The sequence below is a fragment of the Saonia sp. genome, assembly GCF_056326165.1.
This window is the reverse complement of record NZ_JBWFBN010000003.1, coordinates 49434-62251: the sequence shown is the minus strand read 5'-3', so window position 1 is coordinate 62251 and position 12818 is coordinate 49434. Positions and strand designations below refer to the sequence as shown.

Below are 12818 nucleotides of genomic sequence, written 5' to 3'. Positions count from 1 at the left end.
GGGCTTTTTTTATTCCAATACTTGTTGGGCATGGTCACTTGTTTTTACTATATCAATGACTTTGGTAATAATTCCATCGCCATCTAAAACAAAGGTTTTTCTGTGAATTCCATCAAATTCTCTACCCATGAATTTTTTTAACCCCCATACCCCAAAAATATTGATAACTGCATGGTCAACATCAGCCAATAAAGGAAATGGAAAATCAAACTTTTTTTTGAAATTGAATTGCTTTCTTTCTGTATCTGCACTTACGCCAAGAAGCTCATAACCAGCATCTTGCAATTCTTCATAGTTATCCCTAAGGTTACAAGCTTCAACGGTACAGCCTGGAGTATTGGCTTTAGGGTAGAAAAAAACTACCAGTTTTTTACCCTTATAATCAGATAGTGTAATTAAATTTCCATCTTGATCATTTACTGAGAAATCTGGAACCTTGTCCCCTACTTTTAATGTATTCATTTCTATTTTATGGTTAAATTTGAGTTTACTTTCTTGTACTAAAGTACACATAAATGACAAAGGCAGAAAAAGTTGATTTTACAATCCAGACACTTAAAAAAATATACCCAACGATTCCAGTTCCCTTGGAACATAAAGACCCCTATACATTACTTATAGCCGTACTACTTTCTGCGCAGAGTACAGATGTTAGAGTAAATAAAATTACGCCTCTATTATTTGCTAAAGCTGATAACCCGTATGATATGGTAAAATTATCTATTGATGAAATTAGGGAAATAATTAAGCCTGTTGGCCTTTCACCAATGAAATCCAAAGGAATATATGGGCTTTCAAAAATGTTGATTGAAAAATATGATGGAATTGTACCTAATGATATTGCTCTATTAGAAGAATTTCCAGCTGTGGGACATAAGACGGCAAGTGTGGTGGTTTCTCAAGCATTTGGAATTCCTGCTTTTCCAGTGGATACACATATTCACCGTTTAATGTATCGCTGGGGATTTAGCAATGGCAAAAATGTTGTACAGACAGAAAAAGATGCAAAAAGATTGTTCCCTAAAGAAATATGGAACGATTTGCATTTACAAATTATATGGTACGGTAGAGAATACTCTCCCGCAAGAGGTTGGAATCTTGATAAAGATATAATTACCAGTACTATAGGGAGAAAGAAAGTGTTACAAGATTATTATAAAAATAAAAGCAGCTCTTAATAAGAACTGCTTTTATTTTAGTTTAAATGCCCTTCAAACTTCAAACTATTGTACTGCGTTATATACAAAGACTTAGAATAATTCAAAAGAAATTGAATTGTTTCTGGACATGCCTTTGCTAGTCTACATGCATTTTGTTGTTCAGAGTAAATTTTTTCCATATAATAGTTTTGTTATTACATAATAACGCTACTAAAATGGAATTATTGTTTAAGTGTACTTAATGGATTAATTGGTAAGTACAATGTTGTGCTTATCAATAATTTTTCTGAGGTTAATCAGTGCATATCTCATTCTGCCCAGAGCAGTGTTTATGCTTACTCCTGTATTTTCGGATATTTCTTTAAAACTCATATCCCTATAGATTCTCATCAGTAATACTTCTTTTTGATCTTCTGGCAACTCATCTACCAATATTCGTAAATCAGAATCAATTTGATTTTTTATTATTTGCTTTTCAGCATTCAATTTATCATCACCAATAACCGAAAAGATATTAAACTCATCGCTGCCCTCAAACATTGGCATTCTTTTGTTCTTTCTAAAATGATCTATAATTAGGTTGTGGGCAATTCTCATGACCCAAGGCAAAAATTTACCTTCTTCACTATATCTTCCCTTTTTAAGCGTATTTATTACTTTAATGAAAGTATCTTGGAAAATATCTTCCGTTATATCACGGTCCATAACTTTAGAATATATAAAACTACTTATTCTCTGATTATGTCTATTAATAAGAACCTCTAAAGCCTTTTCATCTCCGCTTATATATTCTCTTACTAATACTGAATCTTCTATTTGAACTTCCATGTAATTATGTTTTTTTAATTTGAGTATCCTTTTAAAGGATGATTTTTTGTTTGATTGCTAATAGTTAATATGTAAATGATTTATTATATGCCTGAGTTTCAATTACAATTTAAAAGTAGATAAATAGGGAGGTCTGGGAAAAAGTATGTTGTAAAACACCGCTTTTTTGATGTCAAACAACGGTTTTATATTTCTTTACAAAAAAAGCCACATCTTTTGATGTGGCTTCCATTATTTTCCATAACAAGAAAAAAGAGCAATTAAATGCCCTTTTTTTCGTTGCTGTTAAATTTTAATGGTTTAATTCTTATTACTCTCAAGCTTTATCCCATCATGATCTATAATGTGTAAGGATTTAGAATAGTTCAACAAGAACTGTACAGTTTCTGGTTGAGCCTTAATCAATTCACATGCTTGTTTATTTCTAGCGTAAATTTCTTCCATATTGTTTGTTTTGCTTAGTTGTCTTAAGATAACGCAGCATATATGGAGGTATTTACATAGTTCGACCTACGACCTAATAATTCGTTAAAACTATATTATGGGTCTCAATAAGCTTTCGTAAGTTAATTAGTGCATATCTCATTCTTCCTAGGGCTGTATTAATACTAACCCCAGTATTTTCGGATATTTCCTTAAAACTCATATCCTTATACATTCGCATGTTAATTACCTCTTTCTGATCTTCAGGCAATTGTTCTATTAAGGATTGCACATCAAAATCTATTTGGTCCTTTATTAATTGCTTTTCAGCATTTAGCTTGCCATCACCTAGTATGGAGAAAATATTAAAATTCTCATTACACTCAAATTTGGGTAATCTTTTGTTTTTTCTAAAGTGGTCTATAATAAGGTTATGAGAAATACGCATTACCCAAGGTAAAAATTTACCTTCTTCATTATAGGCGCCTCTACGCAAGGTGCGTATTACCTTAATAAAAGTATCCTGAAAAATATCTTCGGTAACGCTTTGATCCAAAACTTTGGAATAAATAAAGCTGCTAAGTCTTTGATTGTGTCTGTTGATAAGAATCTCTAAGGATTTTTCGTCTCCTTGTATGTAATTTTTGACTAATACAGCGTCGTCTAATTGCAGTTCCATGTAATTACTTTTTGGGTTAAACTTAGGGGCCTTTCCTTGCGGAAAGATTCTAATTATAATAGGTTAACTTTTAAAAAGTAATTGTACGGTATAGGCGTTTCTGTTTTTTAATTACAAGCCAAATATAGAAAAAATATAAAATATAGAACATTTGGCTAAAGGTTTCTTTCTAATATTATATCCTTTAGTAATTAAATTGGACATATTGTATCTTTACATCTTAATATGAATAATGCCTACACTAGCTGAAGTAAATCCCAAGGAAAACATAATTATAAAGGGTGCAAAACTGCACAACCTTAAGAACATTGATGTTGTAATCCCTAGAAATAAACTGGTGGTCATTACAGGGCTTTCTGGTTCTGGAAAGTCTAGTTTGGCGTTTGACACCCTATATGCAGAGGGACAAAGACGGTATGTGGAAAGCCTATCATCTTACGCCAGGCAGTTTTTAGGGAAGTTAGACAAACCAAAGGTAGATTATATTAAAGGCATTGCACCTGCCATCGCCATTGAACAAAAAGTAAACTCAACCAATCCGCGTTCTACGGTTGGGACAACTACTGAAATATATGATTATTTAAAATTATTGTTTGCACGTATTGGTAGGACCATTTCCCCAATTTCTGGGAAAGAGGTAAAAAAGCAGTCAGTTACTGATGTAATGACTTATATAAAAACCTTTCCAGAAGGAACTAAATTATTATTATTGGCTCCTATTACCATAAAAAAGGATAGAGATCCAATAAAATCCCTTCAAATATTATCCAAACAAGGGTATGCAAGAATAAAGTATAAAGGTGAAATTCTTAGAATAGATGATTCCATTACAAAAATGGACAGAAATTTTCATTTGGTTGTTGATAGAATTATCTCCAAAAATGATGAAGATTTTTATAATCGACTTGCAAATGCAGTTGACACAGCCTTTTTCGAAGGAAATGGCGAATGTATTATTGAAGAGTTGGAAACTAAAACAGAAAAACTTTTTAGTAATAAGTTTGAGTTGGACGGAATGAAATTCTTAGAGCCCAATACCCATCTCTTTAGTTTTAATAATCCCTACGGTGCGTGCCCAAAGTGCGAAGGATATGGAGATGTTATAGGGATAGATGAAGATTTAGTAATTCCCAATACCTCTTTATCGGTTTTTGAAAGTGCCATTTTTCCATGGCGTGGAGAAAGTATGGGTTGGTATAGGGAACAGCTAGTAAACTCAGCTTATAAATTTGATTTTCCTATCCACAAACCGTGGTTTGAACTTACAGATGAACAAAAACAGTTGGTTTGGGACGGGAATGTCCATTTTATAGGTATATCTAAGTTCTTTAAAGAGTTAGAAGAGAAAAGCTATAAAATCCAAAATCGGGTAATGCTTTCGCGCTACCGAGGAAAAACCAAATGTACACAATGTAAAGGTCGCAGACTTAGAGAGGAAACCGATTACGTAAAAGTGGATGGAAAATCCATTTCAGAATTAGTGGAATTACCCATTAAAAAATTGATTGTTTTCTTTGAAAAACTTTCGTTGAATGAACACGATTCAAAAATTGCCTCTAGGCTTTTGGTAGAAATAAACAGTCGTTTGGGCTTTCTACAAAAAGTGGGACTTAGTTATTTAACACTTAACAGGAAATCTAATACCTTGTCTGGTGGGGAAAGTCAACGTATTAATTTGGCAACATCTTTAGGAAGTAGTTTGGTCGGCTCAATGTATATATTGGATGAGCCCAGTATTGGGCTACACCCCAAGGATACGGAAAACCTAATAATAGTATTGAAATCCCTACGGGATTTGGGCAATACGGTAATTGTGGTAGAACATGATGAGGATATTATGAAGGCAGCCGATGTTGTCATAGATATTGGACCAGAGGCTGGTACTCATGGTGGAGAAGTGGTAGCACAAGGAACATTAGATGAAATTCTATTATCAACTTCTCTAACTGCTGGATATTTAAATGGTACCCAAGAAATTAAGGTTCCAGCCAAACGTAGAACATCGCAAAATCAAATTAATATTGTTGGAGCTAGGGAAAACAATCTCAAAAACATTGATGTCACTTTTCCTTTGAACATGTTAACTGTGGTAACAGGAGTTTCAGGAAGTGGAAAAAGTACTTTGGTCAAAAAGATATTGTATCCTATTATATTAAAAGAAGTTGGAGGCTATGGAGAAAAAGCTGGTCAGCACACAAAAGTAGAGGGTAAATATGAACATTTAAAGCATATTGAATTTGTGGACCAAAACCCTATTGGCAGGTCATCTCGCTCTAATCCCGTTACCTATATAAAGGCATATGATGATATTAGGGCATTGTATTCTTCCCAGAAATTGAGTAAGCTAAGAGGATATCTACCAAAACATTTTTCTTTTAATGTAGATGGTGGCCGGTGTGAAAAATGTAAAGGAGAGGGAGAAATTACTGTGGAAATGCAATTTATGGCCGATGTGCATTTGGAATGTGATGCCTGTAATGGCAAACGGTTTAAAAAAGAAGTATTAGAGGTAAAATTTGGAGATTTATCCATAGATGATATTCTTAATCTTACTATAGATAATGCAGTAGCATTCTTTGAGGCTAATGGTCAGGAAAAGATTATGACAAAGTTAAAGCCCCTACAGGATGTGGGCTTGGGTTATGTAACATTAGGTCAATCCTCCTCTACTCTCTCTGGTGGCGAAGCGCAAAGAATTAAACTAGCCTCATTTTTGGTAAAAGGTAAATCCAAAGAAAAAGCGCTGTTCATTTTTGATGAACCTACGACGGGGCTTCATTTTCATGATATAAAAAAATTATTAAAATCATTTGATGCTTTGATATCAGAAGGGCATAGCATCATTGTTATAGAACATAATATAGAATTGATTAAATGTGCCGATTATATTATTGACCTTGGTCAGGAAGGTGGAGATCAGGGCGGACAACTAATTGCATATGGAACTCCCGAAGAGCTCGTAAAAAATAAGGAATCATATACCGCCCATTACTTAATTGAAAAAATTGTATAATATGGAACCACTGGTCTCTATTGATTGGCTTAAAGAAAATTTTAATAACCCAAAGTTGGTAATTCTTGATGCTACAGTAAAAAATACTATTGCTAATATAGATACGGCCTACCCAGGGCTTCAAATTAAAAACGCACGTTTTTTTGATATAAAAAACTCTTTTTCAGATAAAGAAAACCCTTTACCCAATTCTTTATTGTCCCCAGAAGCTTTTACTGATGAATGTAGAAAATTGGGCATTAACGATGATAGTATAGTTGTAGTTTATGATGGATTAGGAATTTATTCCAGTCCAAGAGCTTGGTACATGTTTAAAATAATGGGACATAAAAACGTGGCAGTTTTAGATGGAGGCCTACCTGCATGGATAGAAAAAAGTTTTGAAACTGAATCAAAAGAAGCCAAAACCTATGCACAAGGAACTTTTACTGCCAAGTATCAAAGTGATTTAGTGGTTATTACAGATGATTTACTTACAAACATAGAATCCAAAGAAGCAATAGTTCTAGATGCTAGATCTAAAGGTCGATTTTATGCTGAAGTACCCGAACCAAGGGAAGGATATAAAAGTGGGCATATTCCAAGTTCTATTAGTCTACCCTACTCAAAGTTATTAAAAGATGGTAAGTTTCTTCCCAAAGATGACCTTAATAAGGTTATAAAGGAGCTTAACTTGCCCTCTGATTCTCCACAAATTTTTACCTGTGGGTCGGGTATGACGGCCTGCATCATTCTTTTAGGATGCGAATTGGTCAATACCAATCCCAAAGCCCTTTATGATGGTTCATGGGCAGAATGGGGACAAGAGACCTGTGATTTTCCTGTTGCACAATAGATTTCTCCCAACAATAGAAATGACACAAAAAACCCAAAGTCATTGCGAAGGAATGAAATGACTGAGAAATCTTTTATAAAGTTTTCTCGTCGCTCTTTCAGGCTCTGTCGAAAAAACAAATGAGTTTCGAAGTCATTGCGAGGAACTAAGCAATCTCTCTATTTATTAGGAGACTACCACGTTTTACAAAAAAGTAAAACTCTTATTGACGGAACATTTTTAAATTACTAATTCCCTTCTTCACTATTCAATATTGTGAAGCCTTACCTTTTCATTATAGCTCAGAATAGAATTTAGTTATTGATTATCAGATAGTTATATTTCATAATGATTTTTTGGCACGCTGTTTGGTATATACTAATCGAATGCAAAATAGTTTCATTCGGAACCCACCTGTCGGTCGGCAGGTTTAAAACCTTATATGATGAAAAAAATTATATACCTTTTAACAGCACTGGTTTTTGGTACTGCAAGTATCACAGCTGCAACAACAGAAGATAAGGTTGCCATACCAAGCAATGCTTATAGATACAATAACTCTTTCATCTTTGTAGAGAATGGCATTACTTTTTCGGTATATCCGGATGGAGAGTTCGATTTTTACATTGATAACAGAGTAAACTTTGGAGCTTCCTATAGCTCTAGAAGAGCAAACATAACATTTAACTCTGGATTCGATTATAACCCATTTGTACAATATGATGACTATGGAGCTGTAATCCAAGTAGAGAATGTTCCTGTGTATTATGATGCTTTTGGGCGTGTAACCCAAATTGGTGATGTAGATGTATGGTACAGAAACGGACGAGTTAACAGAATAGGCGGAATGTACGCTTACTATAACAATAGAGGTTTCTATAGCCATCACACAGGTTTTATAAATGTGTATAACAGACGCTATGTGTACAGACCTTTTCATAGATTCTTTGCCAGACCGGCTTTAAATCTTTGTCTAGTGTATAACAGACCTTATAGACAATACTATAGACCAATTAGATATACGTACTATAGACCATATATGCAGAATAGAAGAAGAGCTTATGCCAAAATTGGAAAGATGCATAAGTATGATAACAGAAATAGAAGAACTACGGTTTATAGAAATGATAAGCGTGTAGCTGCAAGGGAAAACACATACAAGAGACGTGGGGATGCAACAAGAAGCAATAGAACTATAGCCCAAAGAGGTGATGTTACCAAAACCAAAAGAACGGTTGTACGTACCAATCCGCAAAGAGGAACAGTGAGCAGAACCACAACGTCTAGAACTATGGAAAGAGGTAATACCAATGGTAACAGAACGGTTAGACAAAGTACTACGGTGCGTAAAAATACAGGAAACGTACATAGGTCTACTCCTACTAGAAAAGTAACCAAAAGAGAAGTTACCGCTAGACCTAACAATAGAACAGTTACCAGAAGTACTACAACCATGAACAGGAAACCTGTAACAAGGAGTGTACAGAGAACGGTAACACCACAAAGAACACAAAAAAGGGTTTCTGCCACAACCAGCAGAAGTTCTAGAAGTCCACAGGCTACAAGCCGAAGTGCTTCACCAAGAAGAAGTAACAGTACAGTGTCTACTAGAAGTCCTAGAAGACAATAAAGATAGTTTTTAGGTTGGTTAGTTGTAAAGCCCCGTGGCGGATTAAGTTCCCCACGGGGTTTTTCTTTTAATAATTTTGTAGTTTCCCAAATTTATTAGACATTTATAAGTATCTCCCCCTTAGTTATTAATGCTCCCTCATTTTTTGAATTTAAGTTCAATAAAATAACCTGTTCAATATAAGAAGTTTGTTTATTGCTTTGGTTTTATAGACAGCAATAACTCCATACGGACAAAAGACTAATGGAAGCAAGTAAAAAAGGACATATAAAAAGGAAGCATGTTTTACGTGATATACATCCATACTATAGCAACAAACCATACACAATGAAAAAAATTACCATATTTATTGCACTTCTTATAATTTTCGGAAGTTTATCCAGAGCCCAAGAAAAAGTATTTTACTCCTCTTTTAGACCGCAAGGATGGGATATTTATTTGTCTAAAGATGATGGAAAAAGCTTCTCTAAATTCACGGAACACGAAAGTTTGGATTACGATGGTAAAATTTCACCCAACGGAAAATGGGTGGTGTTTACCTCTGAGCGAAATGGTCGTCCACAATTGTTTGTTAAAAGTACCCAAGATAGCTCCAACCCAAGACTTTTGGTAACCAGTAATTCCATGCAAGATCAAATGGACTTTTCACCAGATGGTCAGTGGATGGCTTTTGTCTCTACCCACGAAGGCAACTCGGATATTTATAAATTACCTTTTACACCTTTGGATACCTTGGATATTTCAGAGGCGGTCAACCTAACAAATAATAAAGGCGGGGATTTTAGACCAAAGTTTTCTAATGATGGGATGAAAATTGCCTTTTCAAGTGATAGGGCGCATGAAACCAAACCACTTCCAAGATTGGTTTTTACAATGCAACGGACAGGTGATATATATGTAATGAATGCGGATGGCTCCAGCACGAATAGACTTACAAATTCCGAGAATTGGGAAGGAAGCCCTGTTTGGTCTAAAGATGATAAAGAAATCCTTTATTATTCTGCCGATTATCTTTATAACAATGGCAATGAATCCTTCAAGCTATTTAAAATGTCCAATACCGGCGAAAATGCCACGCAAATATCTCCCGATACTCATTCTTGCGTATCACCCCTTATGAAGTCTGATGGTAAAATTTTATTCACCAGTTTTGTAGAAGGACCTAATGGATTTTCTATTCTTGGACTAGACCCAAAAACACAGGAAATAGACTCTAGCTTGGTTCAGCAAATGAACATGTTAAATGTGGACTACCATGATTCTGGCATAATGCTTTATCATGGTGGTGAAACACCTAAGCGAGAACCCACAAATTTGGATGACTTTTTTGGCGATTTATTGGTTAAAAACAGCCCTCAACTCATAAAAGACATACCAAACAAAACACTTTCATTTTATGGAGTTAGACGATCTTTCGCCGCGCCAGCAACACCAGACGGAAAGATTGTTTATGGCGTTGCCAAAGCAAATAGTTTTCAGGAGGCCATAGCACCATTTGCCTATCCCGTCCTATTGCTGCCATTGCTTGCAATTATTTGGTTGCTCTTTGGAATCTACATGAGCATTAAAAAAAGAAAGACCATTTCCTTTTGGAAACATCTTATTTTTTCTTTACTGTCAGTTGTTATTGTTCTGTTTTTGGTAAAAACTACCGACGATCAATTGTTCTTCAAAGTAATGCCCATGAGTACAGTAAAATCTTTTTTACTTGTAGCGGGAGCTGTACTTTTAGTACTGGGTATATTGGCCTATTTTATGTATACTAAAAGAAAACAGTCACAGAAGCCTATTGCTTCGTTGTATAAGCTTTATACGTTTATGTTTATTCCTTATGCGTTGGTTGTTCTTTATGCAGGACTTATGTTGTCTTCATTTTTTAATACAGAAAAAGATTTTTATGCAGTAGATTATGCAGCAAATGAAATAGAGCACTTGTTCAACTTTCGACCAGATAGTGGTTTTAACCCACAATTTTCCAATATAATAGACACCAAAGTTACCCCAGACGGTAAGTACCTTCAATTTTCGGTAGGCGGTTTTAGAAGAAGTCCGGAAGCCAGGGGTTGTGTTTATCGCTACCACTTTGAAAACAAATCATTGGAACGTGTGACCAATTTGGAGAGCAATACCGGCTTTGCCGATTATTCTGAAGATAATAACGTTATGGTTTTTAGAAGCGGAAGAACTGGCAATATGGATATATATGTTGAGGAAAATGGAACCATTACCAATATTACCAATAGCCCGGACAAGGAAGCCTTTCCTGTTATCTCTTACGATGGCAATAAAATTGCTTATTGCTCGGATGTGATTGGCATTGATAAAGATGGTACTGTAAAAACCATGGACATCTATTTAACTGAAAAGGTCAACAATGTATGGAGTGAACCAAAACGACTTACCTCCTACCCAGGACAAGAGGGGCATCCGCACTTCTCTCCAAATGGTGAATGGTTAATATACACTTCTGAAGAATTTGGAATTAATGACGAACAGCCTTTAATACAGCCCTATATTTTCAGTCCTCAAATGTATGGTGAAATTACGGCGATAAGACTGGCAGATGGGGAGAAATTTAGATTAACACATAATAAGTGGGAAGATGGTGCGCCGCTTTGGCTTAAAGAGAATTAATGTAAGTCCTAACACAAAATATATAAGTCCTTAAATAGGTTTAAAATTTCGCCGCAAAGAAATCATAACCTAAACGTTGGTGATAAACAAATGCAAAACAACCCTATTAACAAAGCATTAAAACTAAATTAATGAGGTGTTCAATTTTAATTTGTCACTTTTAGCAATAGGAATGGTCACAAATAGCTGTATTACTAAAAAGGATTAACCCAAAGAGAATGATTCATTGACACAGGAAGAATCTTCTTTCAATGGCACAAAAATCACTTATCTTAGTTCCTCATATAATAGATATCTATATTCAATTGTTGTATGCAATTTGACGAATGAACGATTACAGTTTAGAAAATTCTATAGAACAAATAAACTCTGAAAGGACAAAAGCCTACTTTAGAGAAGTCTCGAGTTCCTATTTTAATGGAAACTATCGTGCATCAATTGTCACACTTTACTCTGTTGTAATAAACGATATCTTAATAAAATTAGAGGTTCTTGATGAAATTTATTCAGACTCTATTGCAAGAGACATATTAAACGAAATACGGACTTTTCAGCAAGCTCATCCGAATAATCCTGACTGGGAAAAAGATATAATTGAAAAAATCAAAAACAGAACCAGTTTAATTGATAATGTTGATTATGCACACATTCAAGCTTTAAAAAATGACAGACACTTATGTGCACATCCAGTAGTTGACAAAGATGACAAACTATATACACCCAACAAAGAAACTGTTGCATCTCATATTAGGAATATGTTAGAATCATTATTTCTAAAATCACCAATTCTTTCGAAAAAAATATTGTCTACAATTCTTGTTGATATAGCGAATAAGAAAGAACTATTAATAGATGATGAAAGTTTAGAGAAATACATAAAATCAAAATATTTAAACAACTTAAATCCAACTGTAGAAGTTACTATTTTTAGAGATTTATGGAAATTCATCTACAGATTAGATAATGAAGATGCAGAGGAAAATCGTTTAATTAATTATAGAGTTTTATACTTTCTGTACAAGAGAAATACAGCATTGTGCATTCAAAAAATAAAGAATGAGCAAGAATATTTTAGTAATATTCGAAATTACGAGCATACAATCAACTTTCTAATACGGTTTTTATCTGAAAATGAATTTCTTTATCAAGAGTTTAGAGAAGATGTTCACTTACTAATTGCAAAACATATTGAGAAAGATATAAGCGCCAAAACTGTAGCTTGGTTTTTAAGTGAATCTTACATAAAACATCTAGAACAAGTAAAAAATTGGATTCAAGATAATTATGGACAGGTTTTTCCATTTGATGCAAGTGGAGCTGCTTATCAAAGACTTCTAAAAATCGGATATACTAAAGGCTATGTAAAAGAAGTCACCGAATTCATAATTTGGAGATACTCAATAGCTAAAAATTATAATGATGCTGACACAATTTATTCTTATTTAGTACATCCCAATTTGGACAAATTTACTGAAGAACAAATTACTGAACTATGTGAAAAGGCTAACTCAAATTCACAAGTTTACAGTAGAAAAAGAGCCGAAGAAGACCATAAAGATTTAAGAAAATATATAGAATTGAATATCAACGAAGCGTTTGAGTTCAATAAATTTAGAAATGTATTTGAATAAAAAACT

9 protein-coding genes are annotated in these 12818 nt (G+C 34.2%); 6 read left to right on the top strand and 3 right to left on the bottom strand.

The features are described from left to right. Positions 1-9: 9 nt before the first annotated feature. Positions 10-462 carry a thioredoxin-dependent thiol peroxidase gene (gene bcp / locus AC000W_RS04235; protein ID WP_474746328.1) on the bottom strand — a complete coding sequence of 151 codons (453 nt, stop codon included), beginning with the start codon at positions 460-462 and terminating at the stop codon, positions 10-12. 53 nt (positions 463-515) lie between these two features. On the opposite strand from bcp, the gene AC000W_RS04230 reads away from it, so the two are divergent. Next, entirely contained in the window at positions 516-1178 is a 663-nt protein-coding gene (locus tag AC000W_RS04230; RefSeq protein ID WP_474746326.1) for an endonuclease III domain-containing protein, read from the top strand. 228 nt (positions 1179-1406) lie between these two features. On the opposite strand, the gene AC000W_RS04225 is transcribed toward AC000W_RS04230, so the two are convergent. Both AC000W_RS04225 and AC000W_RS04220 read right to left on the bottom strand, forming a co-directional pair. Next, positions 1407-1988 carry an RNA polymerase sigma factor gene (locus AC000W_RS04225; RefSeq protein WP_474746324.1) on the bottom strand — a complete coding sequence of 194 codons (582 nt, stop codon included), beginning with the start codon at positions 1986-1988 and terminating at the stop codon, positions 1407-1409. Positions 1989-2505: 517 nt separating this feature from the next. Next, a complete protein-coding gene (locus AC000W_RS04220; RefSeq protein WP_474746322.1) occupies positions 2506-3090 on the bottom strand; it encodes an RNA polymerase sigma factor in 585 nt (194 codons plus the stop codon). 232 nt (positions 3091-3322) lie between these two features. Between AC000W_RS04220 and uvrA the strand changes: the two genes are divergently transcribed. The 5 genes from uvrA (at position 3323) to AC000W_RS04195 (ending at position 12812) form a co-directional block, all read left to right on the top strand. Then, positions 3323-6103: an excinuclease ABC subunit UvrA gene (gene uvrA / locus AC000W_RS04215; protein WP_474746320.1), complete on the top strand. Its 2781-nt coding sequence runs from the start codon at positions 3323-3325 to the stop codon at positions 6101-6103. 1 nt (position 6104) lies between these two features. After that, positions 6105-6938 carry a sulfurtransferase gene (locus tag AC000W_RS04210; RefSeq protein WP_474746318.1) on the top strand — a complete coding sequence of 278 codons (834 nt, stop codon included), beginning with the start codon at positions 6105-6107 and terminating at the stop codon, positions 6936-6938. Positions 6939-7362: 424 nt separating this feature from the next. After that, entirely contained in the window at positions 7363-8547 is a 1185-nt protein-coding gene (locus tag AC000W_RS04205) for a hypothetical protein (protein ID WP_474746316.1), read from the top strand. A 327-nt stretch (positions 8548-8874) separates the two neighbouring features. After that, complete coding sequence (locus tag AC000W_RS04200; protein WP_474746314.1) at positions 8875-11181, top strand: hypothetical protein; 2307 nt, start codon at positions 8875-8877, stop codon at positions 11179-11181. Positions 11182-11507: 326 nt separating this feature from the next. Then, positions 11508-12812, top strand: coding sequence for a hypothetical protein (locus tag AC000W_RS04195; RefSeq protein ID WP_474746312.1), 1305 nt, complete (start codon positions 11508-11510; stop codon positions 12810-12812). Positions 12813-12818 lie beyond the last annotated feature (6 nt).

Excerpts from the sequence above, each read along its gene's own strand:
- bcp (WP_474746328.1), bottom strand. The coding sequence starts at position 462 with ATGAATACATTAAAAGTAGGGGACAAGGTTCCAGATTTCTCAGTAAAT.
- AC000W_RS04230 (WP_474746326.1), top strand. The coding sequence starts at position 516 with ATGACAAAGGCAGAAAAAGTTGATTTTACAATCCAGACACTTAAAAAA.
- AC000W_RS04225 (WP_474746324.1), bottom strand. The coding sequence starts at position 1,988 with ATGGAAGTTCAAATAGAAGATTCAGTATTAGTAAGAGAATATATAAGC.
- AC000W_RS04220 (WP_474746322.1), bottom strand. The coding sequence starts at position 3,090 with ATGGAACTGCAATTAGACGACGCTGTATTAGTCAAAAATTACATACAA.
- uvrA (WP_474746320.1), top strand. The coding sequence starts at position 3,323 with ATGCCTACACTAGCTGAAGTAAATCCCAAGGAAAACATAATTATAAAG.
- AC000W_RS04210 (WP_474746318.1), top strand. The coding sequence starts at position 6,105 with ATGGAACCACTGGTCTCTATTGATTGGCTTAAAGAAAATTTTAATAAC.
- AC000W_RS04205 (WP_474746316.1), top strand. The coding sequence starts at position 7,363 with ATGAAAAAAATTATATACCTTTTAACAGCACTGGTTTTTGGTACTGCA.
- AC000W_RS04200 (WP_474746314.1), top strand. The coding sequence starts at position 8,875 with ATGAAAAAAATTACCATATTTATTGCACTTCTTATAATTTTCGGAAGT.
- AC000W_RS04195 (WP_474746312.1), top strand. The coding sequence starts at position 11,508 with ATGAACGATTACAGTTTAGAAAATTCTATAGAACAAATAAACTCTGAA.